The 18,249-nt window shown below is 58.4% G+C and carries 11 protein-coding genes and 1 pseudogene; 8 read left to right on the top strand and 4 right to left on the bottom strand.

What is annotated here, in order from left to right; all coding sequences use genetic code 11:
- Positions 1 to 198 precede the first annotated feature (198 nt).
- Positions 199 to 1,617 carry a restriction endonuclease gene (locus GO999_RS00095; protein WP_211906433.1) on the bottom strand — a complete coding sequence of 473 codons (1,419 nt, stop codon included), beginning with the start codon at positions 1,615 to 1,617 and terminating at the stop codon, positions 199 to 201.
- 670 nt (positions 1,618 to 2,287) lie between these two features.
- Here GO999_RS00095 and GO999_RS00090 point away from each other — a divergent pair.
- The 5 genes and pseudogenes from GO999_RS00090 to GO999_RS00075 all read left to right on the top strand — a co-directional run bounded on the left by GO999_RS00090 (position 2,288) and on the right by GO999_RS00075 (position 10,739).
- The gene (locus GO999_RS00090; protein ID WP_211906432.1) at positions 2,288 to 5,977 is read left to right on the top strand and encodes an ATP-dependent DNA helicase; all 3,690 of its coding nucleotides are present in this window, start codon (positions 2,288 to 2,290) and stop codon (positions 5,975 to 5,977) included.
- A gap of 103 nt (positions 5,978 to 6,080) precedes the next feature.
- Positions 6,081 to 8,123, top strand: coding sequence for an ATP-dependent nuclease (locus GO999_RS00085; RefSeq protein WP_211906431.1), 2,043 nt, complete (start codon positions 6,081 to 6,083; stop codon positions 8,121 to 8,123).
- Positions 8,032 to 8,712, top strand: a pseudogene (locus GO999_RS24530) (UvrD-helicase domain-containing protein); the annotation flags it as partial. The gene GO999_RS00085 and the pseudogene GO999_RS24530, both read left to right, overlap by 92 nt.
- A gap of 498 nt (positions 8,713 to 9,210) precedes the next feature.
- A complete protein-coding gene (locus GO999_RS24525; protein ID WP_249215073.1) occupies positions 9,211 to 10,035 on the top strand; it encodes an IS5-like element ISRso1 family transposase in 825 nt (274 codons plus the stop codon).
- Between the two features lie 101 nt (positions 10,036 to 10,136).
- Entirely contained in the window at positions 10,137 to 10,739 is a 603-nt protein-coding gene (locus GO999_RS00075; RefSeq protein ID WP_211906429.1) for a DEAD/DEAH box helicase, read from the top strand.
- Positions 10,740 to 10,999: 260 nt separating this feature from the next.
- Here GO999_RS00075 and GO999_RS00070 read toward each other — a convergent pair whose 3' ends face one another.
- From GO999_RS00070 to GO999_RS00060, 3 genes are all read right to left on the bottom strand, one after another.
- Positions 11,000 to 12,436 carry a hypothetical protein gene (locus tag GO999_RS00070; protein ID WP_249215043.1) on the bottom strand — a complete coding sequence of 479 codons (1,437 nt, stop codon included), beginning with the start codon at positions 12,434 to 12,436 and terminating at the stop codon, positions 11,000 to 11,002.
- Between the two features lie 416 nt (positions 12,437 to 12,852).
- A complete protein-coding gene (locus GO999_RS25065) occupies positions 12,853 to 13,761 on the bottom strand; it encodes a TniQ family protein (RefSeq protein ID WP_211906427.1) in 909 nt (302 codons plus the stop codon).
- Positions 13,754 to 14,904 (bottom strand): IS3 family transposase gene (locus GO999_RS00060; protein ID WP_086005422.1). Its coding sequence is split into 2 segments (ribosomal slippage): positions 13,754 to 14,661 and positions 14,661 to 14,904, totalling 1,152 coding nucleotides; the frame shifts between segments, so codons are not numbered across the junction. The genes GO999_RS25065 and GO999_RS00060 overlap by 8 nt, the downstream gene beginning before the upstream one ends.
- A gap of 749 nt (positions 14,905 to 15,653) precedes the next feature.
- Here GO999_RS00060 and GO999_RS00055 point away from each other — a divergent pair.
- The 3 genes from GO999_RS00055 (at position 15,654) to GO999_RS00045 (ending at position 18,137) form a co-directional block, all read left to right on the top strand.
- Positions 15,654 to 15,935 carry a hypothetical protein gene (locus GO999_RS00055; protein ID WP_211906426.1) on the top strand — a complete coding sequence of 94 codons (282 nt, stop codon included), beginning with the start codon at positions 15,654 to 15,656 and terminating at the stop codon, positions 15,933 to 15,935.
- A 52-nt stretch (positions 15,936 to 15,987) separates the two neighbouring features.
- Positions 15,988 to 17,186, top strand: a protein-coding gene (locus GO999_RS00050; protein WP_197362529.1) for an IS3 family transposase whose coding sequence is annotated in 2 segments (ribosomal slippage) — positions 15,988 to 16,303 and positions 16,303 to 17,186 — 1,200 coding nt in all. Because the reading frame shifts where the segments join, the coding sequence is not laid out codon by codon here.
- A gap of 483 nt (positions 17,187 to 17,669) precedes the next feature.
- On the top strand, positions 17,670 to 18,137 hold the full coding sequence (locus GO999_RS00045) for a lysozyme inhibitor LprI family protein (RefSeq protein WP_211906425.1): 468 nt from the start codon (positions 17,670 to 17,672) through the stop codon (positions 18,135 to 18,137).
- The last annotated feature ends 112 nt before the right edge of the window (positions 18,138 to 18,249 follow it).

Raw genomic sequence — 18,249 nt, 5'->3', positions numbered from 1 at the left:
CTGACCTCGTGCGTGAGTTCGAATTGATTCGCAACGGCGCGTCCCTTGAGCGGTAGCAAGTTGCAGAATGTCCATCCGCACCGCTTTAAGTGACTACATAGGATGACGCCTGCCGGATGGGGAAGGCACGGTTCCTTATAGGTCTTAATATGTTTCGCCTTTTGTGAAAAATAGCTAAGCGCCCATTATTCAGGCCCGTTAGGCGAGAAATATGTTAGAGACGGCTCCCGGATCTGAAATTTTCGGCAGCCAGATTTCCAGCGGATTCACAGCAAAGCATTTCATGCCGGCGCGGATTTGAGGCATGTATTTTTCGTGGCCCATATCGATGATTGAAATTGACTTCAGCTGCTCGACCAGGCTCACATCGTGCCCCAAGAAATAGCTTCTATCTTCGCCGCTTAGTTGCGACACAACCTGAGCAATGCGCGTTTCCAGCTCGGTCACCTCGTTCAGCTCCCTTGCCATTCGCACGATGGTCGAATACTTGTCTAGGGTGAATTGAAGACTTCCAGGGCAAAAGCAGAGGAGCCCCGCGAAGAATCCGCGCTCGTGCGTATTTCCGCGGCCAGCCAAGTCTCCTAGCCGTAATACATTGCCAGTCCATTGTGATCCGTTTTTCGCGGTTCCAACCCCATTCTCTTCCTCGTACGCTTCAGACACTTCCTCGATAGTGCTGAGAGGCTTGATAGCACCACTCTCGTCTCGAAGAGACCATAACATTCTTGCCGCCTCAACAAATGGCGCAGCCCTCTCCACATCCCAGAAGGACCATACCGTTAGGAGATTGTAAACCCCTCTTAGGCGCATGCGACCCTCAGCCAGATAGCGACCTATTATGGAAAAATCCCATGATGGAATAATTTCGAAGCTGCGCACAAGATCATCCTTGACGAAGCGAAGGCGTAGGAATGTACCTGGCAACAAATTCGCGACCAGCGCGACACGTTGGACAAAAATCCCGTCAAAGGCTCGAGACGTCGCGTACTCGTTTGCGCTCATTATCGCTGATTTGGCGGCACTCTTCTTTCCTTCCTCGCTGTAATAATGAATCGCTACCGGCAAGTCGCCGGCCCATAGCTTTCCCTTGGTGTCGTCAATAATTAGGTGATCGTGCGTGAAGTGATCAACCGGGTGAACGAGTTGATGAAATAGCCTGGCGTAGCTATTTGGAAACCATCGAGCCGAAAGTATCCAGCCCTTGGCATTCTGCGCAGAGAAGAGCCGACCCTCAATATCTTCGTTATTAAATATCTCGTATTTGAATGTCGCGTGATTTCGTTCCAAGCCTTCCAATCTTGCGATGAGACTATTGTGTGGGGACCCTGAGTAAAATCCAATAAAAACTTGACATCCATGAGCCTCCAGCCGCCCTTTGGGGTCTTCTTCGGCTGCTGCAGTAATCGACGTTGAGAGGTAATGCTTGCAGCTGACGAGCCACCTAACTCCTTCCTTCACGGCAATCAGGTCAACACCTCCATCAGCACCGCGTCCGACCGTTTTCTCGATGGTGCACCCTTCTATCGATTCGAGAAATTGTTTGGCGAATTTTTCAAACGCTTCTGTATCGCGCGAAGGCTGTTTTGCCGGAGGTATCTCAGAAAAATCTATCCACATTTCTTTCGTTACTCAAAAATTTTGGCGATAGAATTATCAGGCAAGGGCTGACTCTTGGTTTTGCCACGCCGCCGCAACAAGCTGCGGTTGTACTTCGGTAGCCAGCCCATAGCAACGAGTCCGCGGAGGTTGGCATGGACGTGGGGCAAGAGGTGAGCCCCCGAAAGCGCAGCACTGACTCACAGAGCAGGCCTACGGCAAAACTTCGTAAAACTTGAATGCGAAACAGGCCTAATGCGGCACGATTCAGGGTGTGTGGTGTATTGTGAAAAATAATTAATTCTGAAGGAAAATTTTCTTAATTAATCTCCTTCGTAATACCGAGGCGCGACTGACCTGCGGAGAGTTAGTGCGATGGAAGTAGCTTTCACCGTGCTTGGGAGGCCGCCTTGTTAATAAGGCGGATGGTGATTGATCGCGGCCGGAGCGACCGCTCCACGCACTCGCCTATGGAGCATCGTAGACACATACAGTAGGGTGCCCGGTAGCTGCACTCCGTCCGAGATCGGTTGCGGACTCTTGTGCAAATTAAGTAGGGCGATAGTCGCTGAAGCCGTAGGCAAGGAGCCCCTTCTCCGGGACTGCGCTGGCATGTTCACGGCAACGGTCGGGGTTATAAAGCAGAATTGCCGTCCAAATCGATAGCTAGCCGCATGGAGAGCAAATGGTAGTGTTCCACCTGACCGCACGCGTTGCCTGGCACGACTCCCGCTGGAACGGGTCGGTCTGCCGCCAACCATCGTGCAACTCGTTCTGCGCCGCACTCGACCGCATCCGCGAGGAGCGCGACGACGCGCGTGAAGACGCGATCGCTGGCAAGCGATGGAGCACGCTTGAGTCTGACGCGCTGCCTGCCTGCAAGGCGGAGTCGGGCGCGTTCATGAACGACGAGGAATGGGCCCGGCGCTTCGTGCACCCGTACGCGGGCATCAAGAAGGCCGAGGACACGCACGGGCACCTCAAGCCGACGTTGGTGAAGATTCCATCGTACGCCACGTTCGTCGTGCCGTTCGCGTGGATGCTCAAAAGCGAACAGGAGGCGATCGACGCTCGACTTCCCACGCCGCTTCCCCTCGACGAGGAAGCTCCGTTCAATAGCCCGTGGGTCTTCGGGCGCGAGCGCCAGGCGGCAATCCTCAAACTGTTTACGAGCCGGCTCACGGCAGAGCGCTCGCTGGTCTTCTTCTACTGCAAGGAAGGGCAGCCGCTCGGCGACAACTTCTCGCGGCTGGTAATGGGCGTCGGAAGGATCGCCAACGTCTCACAGCCGAAGGCCTTCGACGTCTCGAAGAAGAAGCCCACGCACCTGATGTGGGACCTGCTCATTCGCCACACAATCCGGCCCGATGGCGAGGACGGATTCCTGCTCCCGTACCACGATTACCTGGAACCCACGGGTGACGCCGTCGAGGACGCGCGGCGCGAACGACTCCTTCGCGAGATCGCGGTGCCCGCCGACCCGGCACACATTCGGGTCTTTTCCTACGCCGCCGAACTCGCCACCGCAGACATTGCTCTCTCGACTCTGGTGCGCTGCCTCGAATCGGTGCGGAAGATCCGCGTGCACGGCATCGCCAAGGGCCCGTGGGAGCGTCGCGAGGAGTGGCTCAACCAGCAGATCGCCCAAGCGTGGCAGGACCGTGGGCCGTTCCCTGGGCTCGGCCCTGTGCTCGAAGCGCTGGGGATGCGCTTAGGGACGGCACTTGCGCTGGAGCTGCGGTCATCGGGAACGGTGAAGGCCGACGCCGACCCGTGGCCGACGGTGGACGCGATCCTTCGCGGCAAACAGAAGGCTCCGCAGCCCGCATACACCGAGGACCTGAAGGCGATCCGCGAGACATGGACGGACCTTTTCGACGAGCGCCGCGCCCTGCTCAAGCTTCTCTCGCGCTTCGCGCTCACCTCGGAGCAGGCGCTCCGCTGGTTCGACCCGAAGGAACGCGCCAAAGGCAGCGCCGCGAAGGTGACCGACGAGGAGATCCTCGCGAACCCATACCGCATGAGCGAAGTGGACCTCGGCGACTGGAACGACTCGCCGGTGTCCGTCGGCGTCATCGATCGCGGGCTGCTTCCCGACGCGACCATCGCCTCGATGCACCCGGTCCCGGCGCCGTCGAAGGTGGGTTCGCCGAACGACGCGCGCCGCATGCGCGCAGCACTGGTCGCGGTGCTACGTGAAGCATCGGAGAACGGCGACGCGCTCCTCAGCGTGCCCGAAGCGCTGCAGCGAACGGGTTCTCTCGACCTAGCTCACCCGTGCGTCATCGGCTCGGACTGGCCGAGCACGAACCGCTCAATGCTCGCCGGCGTCGTCGAACTCATCGACATTCCGGCTGCGGAAGGAGTGCCGACAGCAGCGCTCCAGCTCACGGAGTTGAAGGGCCGAGAGGACCGCCTTCGCTCCGTGCTCGGCAAGCGTGCAGCGAAGGCTGCGACGCCCATCACGGGCGACTGGCGGAAGCTGCTCGTCAGAGCTATCTCCGAGGCGGGCGGCAAGTTCGACGAGGCGAACGAGATCCACCGGCAAGCTATCGAGGAACAGGCCGTCGCCCTCGAGCGGCTTCTCTCACGGCGTCTCAGCGTTCTCGTCGGACGCGCTGGCACGGGCAAGACGTCTGTCATGGGTGCGCTCATGCTCTCCGACGCACTCACGAAGGATGGCATCCTGCTGCTCGCGCCGACCGGAAAGGCGCGCGTGCGCCTCGGCAAGGCGACTAACGCGGAGGCGATGACCGTCGCACAGTTCCTTCATCGTCTTGGTCGCTACGACGGCACTCGCCAGCGGCCGAAGTTCGACGGCAAGGACAAGTACCGGAAGGAGAAGACGGTCGTCATCGATGAGTGTTCGATGCTCACGATGGACGACCTGGTCGCCGTCCTCGAAGCGCTCGACCTCGCGCACGTGCAGCGCCTCATCCTCGTCGGCGATCCGAACCAGCTCCCGCCCATTGGCGTGGGGCGCCCCTTCGCCGACCTCGTCTCGTACCTCGAAACTGCGGACGTGAAGGGGGAGAGCGGCACGCCGCTTGGCAATGCGCTCGCCAGGCTCTCTGTCGAGGTCCGCGCGGCAGCAACGGCGTCCTCGTCGGCCTCCGACGCGCTCCGTCTTGCGTCTTGGTTCACGCGCGAGCAGCAGCCCGTCGACGCCGACCGCATGCTTAGCGACCTCGAGCTGGGCGAGAAGTTCAATGACCTCGAGATCGCGTTGTGGAAGACGCCCGACGAGCTGCGCGCACAGCTCCTGGCGGCGTTCCAGCGGCACCTCGGGCTGACCGGCCCGAGCGACATCGCCGGATTCGACAAGGCGCTCGGTCTCGACGACAAGGGTTGGGTCCCATTCGACGCGCCGGAAGGCTCCGAGCGCTGGCAGATCCTGTCGCCGGTCCGAATGCACCCGCACGGCGTCCACGACCTGAATCGCTGGGTGCAGCGGCAGTTCCGCGCGAATGAGCTGGAGGCGGCAGCGACGCTTTGGGGCGTGAGCCTTGGCGACGAGACTATCGTCGCCAAGGACAAGGTCATCCAGACGACGAACCAACGGCGCAGGGCGTTCAACTGGGTCGAGCGCGCGAGCGAGGAACACTACATCGCGAACGGCGAGGTCGCCTTGATGTCGAAGGTGAAAAATATGCTCAAGGGCGTGTTCGCCGGGCGGCCGAACCTGACGTTCGACTACTGGCCCAACCAGTTCTCCGACGGATACGCTCCCCTCGAGCTGGCATATGCGCTCACCGTCCACAAGGCGCAAGGCAGCGAGTTCAAGAAGGTCTTCGTCATCCTGCCGAAGAACAGTAGGCTGCTCTCGCGCGAGCTGGTGTACACCGCGCTCACGCGCTCGCGTGAACAGCTCGTGCTCCTCATCGAGGGCGACGACGCGACAGTGCTCTTCGACCTCACGCGTCCGGAACGCTCGGAGACCGCGCGGCGCAACACGAATATCTTCCACAGTGTCATCCGCGCCGCCGATGACACTGTGCCCTTCGCCGAGCACCTGATCCACCGGACCGAGAAGGGCCACCTGGTGCGCAGCAAGTCGGAGCTTGTCATCGCGAACATGCTGTTCCAGCTCGGTATCCCCTACGAGTACGAGCGAGTGCTCGACGGGACGACCGCTGCGGGCCGCCTGCGCCCCGATTTCTCGTTCGTCACCGCCGACGGCGACCTGCTCGTCTGGGAGCACCTCGGCATGCTCAGCCGCCCCGACTACAAGCGGGGCTGGGAGTGGAAGCAAGCTTGGTACGAAAAGAACGGCTTCGCTGAGGGCAAGACGCTCTTTACGTCGACCGAAGAGGACGGCAGGGGCCTCGATTCGGCAGAGCTAAAGAAGACGGCACTGATCATTAAGAATCTGCTTGAGTAAAGCCACCTCCTGGAGCTAAAGAACGTATTCCCTCGCGGGAGTGGCAAGATTTGACTCGGCGAGTACAAAAATGACGGTCTCAATCAGGGGGGGAGATGGGAACATGCGGATAGAAAAAATTGCGATCGAGAATTTCAGGCTTTTACAGAGTGCGGAGATGTCGCTTGAACGGACGACGACATTGATCGTCGGCCGCAACAACAGTGGCAAAACTTCCATCACGGAGTTCTTCGCGCACGTCCTCGGCGATGAGCCGAAGAAGCTGCGGCTGGAAGACTTTTCGGCAGCGAGAAGAGAAGCCTTTCTCGCCGCCAAGCAACTGCGTCGTGAAGGCCAGGACGAGAAGGATGTTCTCGCCGCATTGCCGGTCATCTCGGCTACGGTCTTTGTGTCTTACGACCCGGCTGACGAACTTGGTGCGCTCGCCCCATTTGTGATCGACCTCGACCCCGGGTGCAAGACCGCCCAAATTCGTATTGACTATCGGCCCGCACAGACTGCCTTGGCTTTGCTGCTTGATCCACCTGTCCCGGAGGGAGGAGCAGACGACGCGGCTCATCTCTTCAAGAACCTCAAAGACGTTGTTCCGAAAGCCTATGAGTATCACGTAACGGCAGTTGATCCCAACGATTCGACCAACGAGCGCGTCATTGAATTAAAGCAGCTCGGTAAGCTTTTCCAGTGCGGACTTGTGGGCGCGCAAAGATCCCTTGATCAACACAAGCGGGGCGAGCCCAATGTCCTTGGGAAGCTCTTAGAGGCATTGTTCACAACAGCGACAAGTGCCACGGCAACCACGGCAGACCAAGCGATTGCCGCAGAATTAAAGGCTGCTGTCTCCAACATCGAGAAAAACATCCATGAGGGCTTCAACGAGAAGCTCACCGCGTTGCTGCCGAAGATCAAGAGCTTCGGGTATCCAGGTCTCAATGACCCGGACTTGCGTACGGAGACAGCACTGAATGTCGTCAGTCTCCTCAATGAGCACACGAAGGTCTTCTACACCGGGGCTCATGGCGTCCATCTCCCCGAGGGATACAACGGTCTTGGCGCACGAAACCTGATCTACATCCTTCTTCAGCTTCTGAGTTTTCACAAGTCTTTTCGCACGAACCCGACCCTACCGGCAGTGCACCTGATCTTCATCGAGGAGCCTGAAGCCCATTTGCATCCGCAAATGCAGGAAGTCTTCATCAAGCAACTGAATGCAGCAGTCCAGGTCTTTTCGGCGGAGTATCCAGATCAAGAATGGCCGGTCCAGTTTGTCGTCACGACGCACTCTTCGCACATCGCGAACGCTGCCCCATTTGATGCAGTCCGCTATTTCCTCGCCAAGCCATCCGCAGATGGGGCAACACGGCACACGGTCATTAAGGACTTCCGAAAAGGAGCTGACAAGATCAAGGAGCCAGACAGGAGCTTTCTGCATCGATACATGACCTTGACGAAATGCGACTTGTTTTTCGCCGACAAGGCCATTCTGATTGAAGGTCCGACCGAGCGCCTCTTGATGCCGCGCATCTTCCAAATCATTGACGAGGCGCTAGACGAGTCCAAGAAGCTCTCGCAGCAGTACATCTCGACAGTGGAGGTCGACGGAGCGAACGCGAAGATTTTCTCGCCGCTGCTCGACTTTCTCGAGTTGAGGACACTGGTCATCACGGACCTTGACGCCGTAAAGATGGGCGACAAAGGTCGCTATGTGAAGTGTCCGTACTCGCAGGGCGAGCGGTCGTTAAACACGACTCTTCGCGATTGGTTCAAGATCAAAGATGGTGAGGCCCTCACCCTGGATGTTCTGAAAGCAAAGACGCCAGAAGAGAAGGTACAGGGCTATCGGCGGGTCGCTTACCAGATTCACGAAACCGAATCGAAGTTCTGCGCGCGCACATTTGAAGATGCGTTCATCCTCGCGAACCCCACGCTCTTTGCATTGAAGGACGGTGACCACTGGGGTGATCTTTCCTTTGACATTGCCGCAGATATGGGCAAGGTCGAGACCGCATTGAGGTACGGTCTTTCCGAAGACGCATGGAAGGTGCCTGCGTACATCAATGAAGGCATGCTTTGGCTGGCGGATTCAGCACCGCTGCCACTGCCACCTGCCGCCCCACCTGCAGAAGGAGTTGCGGCTCATGGTGCTTGAAACACTGAGTCCAGCGGTTGACGCCGCGCAGAAGGCGCAGGAGCGCGTCAATCATTGCATTGATCATCATCAGTGCTTTCGCCTCGAGGCCGGCGCAGGAGCCGGGAAGACCTATTCCCTCGTCCAAGCCCTTAAGCGGCTCATCTCTGAGCGTGGCTCAGATTATTTGCGTCGCGGCCAGAAGGTTGCATGCATCACTTACACGAACGTCGCAAAGCGCGAAATTTCGCAAGAGATTGACGAGCACCCGGCCGTGTTGGTTGAAACCATTCATGCGTTCTGCTGGGGCTGCATGGGCCAGTTTCAATCCGTTCTCAGAACGGAAGTTGGACAGCTCGAAAGGCACGCAGACAAGATCGCGGAAGCGGGCGGTGTCGGCAACCGACGTATTGAATACGACCTCGGATATTTCGGCATTCACGATGACCGGATCACTCTCTATCACGACGATATCCCAGAGCTAATGGCCCGCTTCCTGGCGATGCCGAAGTTCCAGCAGATTTTTACTGGGTCTTACCCGATAGTGTTCATTGACGAATACCAGGACACGAATGACGAGTTTATGGCTGCGTTGGCGACGCACTTCCTGGAGCCCAAGAAGGGACCTCTAATTGGCCTGTTCGGGGATCACTGGCAGACTATTTACCGGGACGATTTCGACCTGACGGCACTGCCCAACGTCGAGGGAATCGATAAGGGCTCGAATTTTCGCTCTGTGCCAGCCGTTGTGGACATGCTCAACCGCCTTCGGCCTACTTTGCCTCAGGTCGTTGATGATGAAACAGCGCAGGGTGAGGCGCGCGCGTTCCATGCAAACAGCTATACAGGGGAGCGGACTGACACTGCGCACTCGAAACTGGACACGCCGCCAGAAGTCACACGCGCTTACGTCGCCGCGCTTCGCAAACAACTTCAGGATGAGGGCTGGGACTTCTCCCCAGGCGTCACGAAAGTTCTAATGCTGACGCATGCTGCCCTCGCGGCCGAGCAAGGCTACCCCTCAATCGTTGAAATCTTCAAGTCCCATCAAGACGCCATTTCTAAGAGCCCGTTTGAAAATTCCCCGCCGTTGTGGTGTAAAGGCGGGATGTGGAAAAAAGAACATCGAGAACGCGAGGCGAAGCTGGGTCGCAAGACCAAGCGGTACCCAAGCGACCTGACGGATATCGAATGGGTCGCTGTGCAGCCGTTGCTGCCCCGCGCCGCCGTGCGAGGTCGGCGCCGGGAGTGCGACTTGAGGGAGGTGGTCAACGCGCTGCGGTACCTGGTGCGGGCGGGCTGCGGCTGGCGCATGCTGCCCCATGACTTCCCGCCGTGGCAGACCGTGTATTGGTGGTTTCGTCGGCTCATGCGCCGCTTGCTGTTCCGCACGCTGCACGACGTGGCGCTGATGTTGGACCGGGAGTTGGCTGGGCGGCAGCCGTGCCCAAGTGCGGGCGTCATCGACAGCCAGACAGTCAAAGCGCCCTCGGCCGACAAGCGTGGCTACGACGCGGCCAAGAAAATCGTCGGGCGCAAACGGCATATCGCGGTGGACACGGATGGACGGCTGCTGATGGTGAACCTGACACCGGCGGACATTGCTGATAGCACGGGTGCGCTGGCGGTGCTGGAAGCGGTGAAGAAGCGCTGGCCAGGCATAAAACACCTGTTCGCTGACGGTGCGTATGACCGCACAGCGCTGATGGACAAGGCATCGACCCTCGACTTCGTGGTTGAGGTGGTGCGCCGGCACGAGCAGCAAACGGGCTTTGCCGTTCTGCCGCGCCGCTGGGTGGTCGAGCGCACCTTTGGATGGATGGTTCGCTGGCGTCGACTCGTACGCGACTACGAACAGCGGGCAGACGTATCGGAAGCCATGATTCATATCGCGATGAGTGGCTTGTTACTGCGCAGAATCGCTCATCCTTGAATTTCCAAACGGGCTCTAAGCTCGATGATGCGACTCTGGAATTTCTTGGCAGAGTCGTAGAACCAACATGTGGCGCGTACAAGGCGAAGAAGTACGGGCAGATGTTCGACGTACTTGGCCGGGCGGGCACCCTGCAAAAACCTTCAGAGAAGCAGGCTTGGGCAGATGACATGAAAGCCCTCGACACTCTGCGCGAAAGTGGCACTGTGGGCGAGGTGTTAGACCTTCTGAAGAAGATGCGCCGACCTCGTTTACCTGACAACGTGACTCGTCGTGAGGAGGACATGGCAGCGTTTGATCCGGCCGCTGGTGAGCCTGAGAAGCCCTCTGTTGACCGCCATCGACGCTTGCGTGACGTGAAGTATATGGAGATCGTGAACCTTGTGCGTTTTGTCGATGGCTTCACGCCCTTCGCCACTCAGCATAGTGTCAAAGGTGCAGAATTCGAGAACGTCCTCGTCGTCTTCGGCGGCGGTTGGAACCATTACAACTGGCCCCGTATGCTCGAATATATGGTTCCCGGTACGAAACCGACCGCCGCCCACCAGAAAGGTTTCAACCGCGCCAGGAACCTCTTCTACGTCAGTGTCTCTCGGCCAAAGCGCCGTCTAGCAGTCCTTTTTACACAGACGATGAGCGACAAGTCGTTGGGGGTGCTCAACACGTTGTTCGCCAACGAGGTGACCGCGGTCAACTTACCCTGACCAATACTTTATGTGGTCTTTCGCAGGGTGGCGTCCAGAGGCGCGGCAAAATGTGGCCGACACAGTTTAGGTCGAACGCATTGACGCGGATATCTCTCGCCGTTAGCGCTCCCCAAAGCCTCGTCCGTCGTTGGATGCCGACGTCGCCAATCAAACTTCGAGCGGCAGCAATGGGGTGGGAATGTCCGCTGACTTCTCGGCCCATGAGCGACGGCCTTCGTGCACGAGGAGACGCACGGCAATGTCCGGCTTCTGGCCCCCTATGTCTGGGATGTTGCGGCGGCAGTGAGAACGCCTGGAGTCCGCTGCCAAACATACTGTCGGCAAAACGTTGGCGTGAAGCCAGGCCCAGCGATAGGCTGAATACCGCATGCCTTCAACCGCTGGGCCATTTTCTTCGGGCTCGTTTTCGCCAGAGTTGCCAACTCAGTACCCAGAATATATTGCTCCCGAAATTTGCTCAGTGCTTGGATATCCACCCATTGGGCAGTATGCCGACCAGCACGATCTGTGGTGGCTGGCAAGAGCCGCGCTCGTACTAGTGCGTAGGCGACCTCCGACTTCACCCCAAGCTGCAAAGCTACATCGCCGACTGAAAGCCTCGAGGCTCCAGCTGTTTCCGCAACTGGTCGCCATTTCGCGAGGTCGTCCTTACTGAGGCGCCATTTCCCCATTTCTTGCTTGGAACCTGGCGGTACCCAAACAGACAACTCTCCGGTCTGGATCGCACCGATTAGCGACACAAAGCCCTCAGCACTAGCGATGCTGCATTTCGCAAACTGAGTCACCGAGACGGAGTTTTTTGGCTCCGTTGCCATTTGTCGCCCAGAATGCGCACATCGGTCCAAGGATATCGGGTCAATCCACCATCGTTGACCCGCCCTGGGAGTACCGCCAAGCACAGCCAGCAGGCCCGCCTCAAGAAGTTGCCGAACGCGCTTGCGGCTGATTCCGAGATGCGCTGCAGTTTGCTCGGCAGTCATCGCCTGTTGCACTCGACCGGCATAGTTGCGCACCATCGAAAGGTTCACGATTCGAGCACATCTACCGCTTCTGTATGTTTGCTCACGCGTCGGTATCTCGCGTCCCTTTGCCATGCGCGTGAGCAGCGCTCGCTCTACTCCACTTCTCTTGGCTGCTTCGCAAACGGGCACCCAAGTGTGATTCCGAACGTGTTGTAGTCCGATGTTCCTATGCCGATATGCCAGCGGTGCTTCCCAATGATCGCTGATGTATGACTCGAAAGCCGTCCGTACGAAATCGAAGCGTGGATCTTTGAGATAGTGATAGACGTCCTTGTAGATCGGCCCCACGGCTTCGCGAATCTTCCAGCTGGAAGCGTCGCGTCGCTGCTCGCGTATTGCGTCAAGCATGCCCTCGAACCCATGCGGCCAATTCATCAACGCTTTGCCGGCTCCCTCTGCAATGGGTATTGCAACCGCCAGCGCGCCGGCACTCCTCAATTTGAGGGGCTTGTTCCTGTTGGCAATGGTCCCACGAACGCCGAATCTCAAGGCGAGCTCGTGGAACTCGGGCAACGTCAAATCGTTGGTAATGTGGCTACTATGCTCACCACGCCAAGAGACCCGAAGAGCGAGTTGCTGCGAGATCCACAGCGCTTCCTGCCCCGCCGGCTGGAAGGCTAAATCAGCATCTGCAAGCGGCAGACCACAGACGTCACATTCGAGGCATCGCATTGCCTCGATGCTGAGCGTAGCGCCGCAGCTGCCGCAACGCTCTTGAAACCATATGCGATGCCGAGGGCAGCAGGTCGCCAGTGTCAAACACCAACTCGCTCGCCAGTATCCGGTCTCAATCATGCAACGCGGACAAAACTTGCGATTCCGATAACTCCAAGGCCTTGCTGGGCGGGTGCTCGGATGCAGGACCTCGGCGAACTGGTTTCCCCAAATAAACGGATGCCCCGCTTCGCAAATCCAGGACCGCGTATCAGTCTGGGAGGCTGATCGGAACGCTTTTACAAGCTCAGCCACGGTAAGCGCGTTGGAGCTTGCGCACCTAGCGAGAAAGCCGAGCAAGTCTTCGTCTTCAAAAGGTGTTGGAACTACAGCAAGATCTAGCATGCTCGGCCTCGCTCCAAAACGTCTGCTCTCTACGAGCGCTGAAGCGTCAGCCACCGATACACCAGCGGAGGTAAATACTGCTCCGCCTTAGCCTGGAACAGCCTGAACTTGTCATCCAATGTAGCCCGTGACGCGTCGACGGTGGCGTTAGCGATACGAAAGGCCGACGCGAAATCACCTCGCCAGTTCGAAAGAACGTACGCCGCATTCTCGAACAAAGCAGTAACCACGTCCAAGCGATACACTGAATGACTGAGGCAACGGCTAAGCGCTCCCGGCCCACGCGCGAGATTGCCAAGGCATATCATCAAGTCGAGAAAATCGCCGAACTGCGCGCCTTCGGGCCACGTGTCCAATATTGGGAACACGCAATCCAATTTTTCTTCCGGCTCCTGTCGAAACCGTCGCTGAATCTCCTTGGCAAGTTTGCACGCGGCGAAACTCGCAGGTAGCACAGCGGCGTTGCGTAGGTCAGCCCCACATATACATGTGGAGTACCTATTGCGAAACATGTTCAGGGGCGCCCTTGGTCTGCAAGCACAGCGATCAATCAGATAGACACCGTGCTCGGCACAGACGGCAAACGGAGCAAGGCTCCATTCAAGTGCACCGTAACCGCGCTCAGAAACACACAACGGGCAAAACCGACTGGCGCACCGAACAATGTGGTGGTCACGCAAGAGTTGGTTTCCGAGGATGTGAAGGTCCCCATCAACTGCTGTTGGTATCATCGCCGCCGACGAGGCAGGCTCAATGCCGAGAAGCGCACTGAGATGTTTATAGCAATAGCGCGATGGTCTCTGACAATGCGCACCAAGCGCGAGAAGCGTGGCACTAGCAGAGCCTAACGCGTTGAACTCCGCCAGCCGAAAGATGAAGCTTTCAAAGCTCTCGTAAGGATAGGGAGAGACTTGAATCGCCCCGGTTTTTCTAGACACCCGCGAGCCGTTGGGAATGGCGTTGTTCGAACTCTACCGGCGATAGTCCGTTGGCGCTCGAATGTCGCCGTGTTGGGTTGTAGAACATCTCGATGTAGTTGAAGACATCGGACTTGGCCTGCTGCCGGGTGACATAGATTTGCCGCCGCACTCGCTCGCGCTTGAGCAACTGGAAGAAGCTCTCAGCCACGGCATTGTCGTGGCAGTTGCCGCGCCGGCTCATGCTACACAGCAGGTTGTGCTCGCGCAGGAAGCTCTGCCAAGTGTGGCCGGTGAACTGGCACCCCTGATCCGAGTGAATCAGCACCTGCTGGTGCGGACGGCGTCGCCATAGTGCCATCAGCAAGGCATCCAGCACCAACTGGGTATCGATGCGCTGCCCCATGGACCAGCCGACGACCATGCGTGACCACAGATCGATGACCACGCTCAGGTACAGCCAGCCTTCGTGCGTGCGGATATAGGTGATGTCGGTCACCCAGGACTGGTTCGGGCCGTTGACCGTGAACTGCCGCTGCAGGTGATTGGGCGCGACCGCCGCCGGCTTGCCGGCACGCCCAGCAGGACGTCGACGGTAGCCTGATTGCGAACGCAGTCCCTCGGCCTTGAGTAGCCTCGCCACGCGGTGCTTGCCGCAGCGCTCGCCCAAATCGCGCATGTCCAAGGTGAGCTTGCGATAGCCATAGACCCCGCCGCTCTCCAGCCAGGCCTGCTTGAGTAACCCCAGCAGGCGTTGGTTGTCCTTCGCGCGTGGGCTCAAGGGATTTGCGTGCCATGCGTAGTAACCACTGGGATGCACCGACATCGCCTTGCACAGACGGCGCACGCTGTATTGACCCGCGTGCGCCTTGATGAAGGCGTACCTCACCCGGACTGCTTGGCAAAGTACGCTGCGGCCTTTTTTAGGATGTCGCGCTCCTCGGTCACCCGTTTGAGCTCGGCCTTGAGCCTGCGTACCTCGTCGGATGGCGATACCTGCCCTTGCGGTTGCGCCACGGGTTGGCGTCGTTGTTTGATCCACTGGTACAGGCTGTGTTGGCTCACGCCCAGCCGCTGCGCGACCTCGGCAACGCTGTGACCTCTGTCCAAAACCTGATTGACCGCCTCGACCTTGAATTCCTCGGTGTATCTCTTCGCGCTCATCGCACCTCCTGTCTAACCTCTAGTTTGAGGCTCACAGGTGTCTACTTAGGCCGGGGCGATTCACGACAGCGCTCGCAGGAAGTGCGTGCGTGTTGCTGCCACGCAAGGGAGTTTGCGCTTTCCCGCACGACTGGGATGCCTGGGTCCGTGACCAATGGTACGACCGCCCCGGACCAACAGGGCTCGATTGACGCCAAATCATCCAAATTCCTGTACTGAGGTGCCAACTGAGCCTGAAATGATATTTCTGTGCTCGATGCAAGGATTCGCCTCTCTCACAACGATTTTTTCACGACCATGTCGGCAACGGCCCGCCATGTCGACAGACTCAGTCTGACTCATCCCGCCGCCACTCCGGGAGCTCGGGGAATGTGCGACGCTGAGAGATCCTTGCGTTGGCGCGCAACTGCTCTTTCATCTCAGGTGTGACTACTCGCCGCCGCTTGGAACGGCGAATCACCACCTTGGGTGTCTTTGCGGCCGCCTTGGTTGGCTTTGCTCCATTTGTCGGGCTCATCTCGACTCCTTGGATGCACTCAGTCTAGTGCCTTTTCGTGATGCAGCGATGCGCAATGACCAGACCCATTCTCCGACTTGTGACAGGCGGCTGGATCCAGGTAAAGCCAAGATTGGCAAAATAGTGCGGCAGACTCCGGCTCGTCAGAACAGAAAGCACTGTCAGACACGTCTGCGCCGCGTTCAGAACGCCTGCCACATTGGACTTTTCCTGATGCAACGAGAGGCACACCATGAGCACCAAAGCAACCCTCGCAAATCACGCTTCCGGAGCCGACGAACCAGCGTGGCACCTGTATGAGGAAGTATTCGAAGCGGGCGTCGTGTATCTAGAGCTTTGTGGGGTTAGCGCGGTATTGAGTACACGCGAGCAGGGTGGCGCCGATGTGGTTCTGCGCCTGCCGATCGAGACGGCGAAACAACTTGGGCTGCATACGATTGTGCCACCCGAGCGATGGGCGCGAGCCTGCGACTGGAGCGGCCCCACGTATCTGAGGACACAAGGACACTCTTAAAATAAGGGATAGTCTTGTGCCTATCAGTAAGCCTAGTCATTACGTGGAATCCATCGAAGTTCTGACCGAGCCGGAGCGCCGTCGTCGGCGCACGGCACAGGAAAAAATCGCCATCGTGCAGGAAACGCTGGCACCGGGCGCATCGGTGTCTGCCGTTGCGCGGCGGCACGGCGTGAACCCGAACCAGGTGTTCGGCTGGCGCAAGCAATACCAGGAAGGCAGCCTGGCGGCAGTGCAAGCGGGCGAAACCGTTGTGCCTGCATCGGAGCTGGCCGCAGCCATCAAGGAAATCAAGGAACTGCAGCGGCTACTCGGAAAGAAAACGATGGAAGTCGAAATCCTGAAAGAAGCCGTCGAGTGGGGTCGGTCAAAAAACCTGATTGCGCGCTCGCCCTTGTTGCCGGGGGACGACCATTGAAAACGGTCTGCGAAGTTCTCGGCGTGGCGCGCTCTGGCGTGGCGGTGAAGCAGGTTCGCTCGTCCGGTTGGCAAGATGGTCGCCGTGCCAAGCTGACCGACGACACGGAACTGGTCGAGGAAATCCTGGCCCATGTGGCGCACTTGCCGACCTACGGCTACCGGCGCATCTGGGCGCTGCTGCGACGCAGTCGTGAGATAGTCGGCGCGCCGTGCATCAACCACAAGCGCGTCTATCGGGTCATGCGCGAGCATCAGTTGCTGCTGAGCCGTCCTGGCGTGCGTCGAGACAAGCGGCGACACGACGGTCGGGTAGCCGTGGACCGGAGCAATGCTCGTTGGTGCTCGGATGGCTTCGAATTCCGTTGCGACGATGGCACGCCGCTGCGCGTAACGTTCGCGTTGGACTGCTGCGACCGAGAAGCGATTAGCTGGGCGGCAACCACAGGCGGACATAGCGGTGACGTAGTGCGTGACGTGATGCTGGCTGCGGTGGAACAGCGTTTCGGCACCACGCAGGCTACTCAGCCCATCGAATGGCTGACGGACAATGGCTCGGCCTACATCGACCACCGCACGCGCCGCTTTGCGCGCGAGCTGGGCCTGGAGCCACTGACCACGCCCGTGCGTTCGCCGCAGAGCAATGGCATGGCCGAATCATTCGTGAAGACCATGAAGCACAATTACGTCGCCTATATGGACAAGCCCGATGCGCCAACGGCGCTCTCGCGTCTGGCTGTTGCGTTTGAGCATTACAACGAGCGTCACCCGCACAAAGCCCTGAAATACCGCTCGCCTCGCGAGTTCAGGCGTGCTGCCGCGTCATCAACCTAACGGTGTTCGCGTGTCCTGAGTTACAGGGGCAACTCCAGCGACAATGAGAAATAACTCTGCGCGCTTTCGCTCGACTCGCGCTAAATCCACTGCGCAATGACGCGACAGAACCTACAACTGTACGAAAAATCGTAACCCCTTGATTTTATTGGTGCGGCTGCGGGACGCGAACCCACCACCTGATGATTACAAAGGATCGGAAATCATCCAGTAAAACAAGGACTTATATCGATCTCACGTTCGCAGAACTTGTAGAAATATGGGCCGGGAACCCGCACGGTTGCAGGAACTGCCACCAAACTGCGAACGTTGAGACAAATGGCATCGGCCGAAGCATTCGTTCAGGTATGCTGCCGCGACGCGTTCGAACATTTACCGAACCGCTGGCCAGCATCATCGTGATGCAGAAGCGGGAACCACATACGACGTGTTAGCGCCATCTGAATTCGGATAGCGCGTTCGAGAGGCCATACAAAGTCGACGATGGGAACAACTCTTTTGCGTCCAAAGTTTGTGCTGACCGCGTTGCTGATGAGCCACCAAGCCTTGAGCCTGGCAGCGGACAACAGGGCAGTCGAGGAAACCGCGCGGAGAACATACACAACTGCACAGGACATCCTCTCCGCGCTAAAGCGATGCGATACGGATCAATCCACATTGAACTTATGTGCCGAATATCGCTTTGTTGAAGCTGATCTCGTCTTGAATGACACGTATTCGGCGCTGATGAGAAAAATGCATGAGACGGCATCAAGAGAGCCGTTAGTCAAAGCGCAACGAGCATGGATCCGCTTTCGGGACCTCGACTGCGAATACCAAGCGTCCTCCCTGCAAGGGGGCAGCATGCATGCGCAGTGGGTGCTGGACTGCCAACGAGACAGAACAGTAGCGCGCACAATGCAAATTGAATCGTACTTGCGCTGCGAGGCAAACGGCTGTCCCGGCAACTAGGGACTCAGGCGAACTTCGATCGGTTCGAGTCGATAGCAGCCGCGAGGCGCTGCAGAGCGCAGAGCAGAGCCGATTCACGCGACTCAGCCCCCTTTAGCGACGCGCAACCCGA

Source organism: Ralstonia nicotianae, assembly GCF_018243235.1.
In the GTDB taxonomy this organism is placed as follows: domain Bacteria; phylum Pseudomonadota; class Gammaproteobacteria; order Burkholderiales; family Burkholderiaceae; genus Ralstonia; species Ralstonia nicotianae.
This window is presented reverse-complemented; position numbering and strand designations above follow the sequence as displayed.

Bases quoted from the DNA above. Each gene is read 5' to 3' on its own strand.
- GO999_RS24525 (WP_249215073.1), top strand. From the start codon at position 9,211: ATGTGGAAAAAAGAACATCGAGAACGCGAGGCGAAGCTGGGTCGCAAG.
- GO999_RS00075 (WP_211906429.1), top strand. From the start codon at position 10,137: ATGTTCGACGTACTTGGCCGGGCGGGCACCCTGCAAAAACCTTCAGAG.
- GO999_RS00055 (WP_211906426.1), top strand. From the start codon at position 15,654: ATGAGCACCAAAGCAACCCTCGCAAATCACGCTTCCGGAGCCGACGAA.
- GO999_RS00095 (WP_211906433.1), bottom strand. From the start codon at position 1,617: ATGTGGATAGATTTTTCTGAGATACCTCCGGCAAAACAGCCTTCGCGC.
- GO999_RS00045 (WP_211906425.1), top strand. From the start codon at position 17,670: ATGGGAACAACTCTTTTGCGTCCAAAGTTTGTGCTGACCGCGTTGCTG.
- GO999_RS00070 (WP_249215043.1), bottom strand. From the start codon at position 12,436: ATGCGATGCCTCGAATGTGACGTCTGTGGTCTGCCGCTTGCAGATGCT.
- GO999_RS00085 (WP_211906431.1), top strand. From the start codon at position 6,081: ATGCGGATAGAAAAAATTGCGATCGAGAATTTCAGGCTTTTACAGAGT.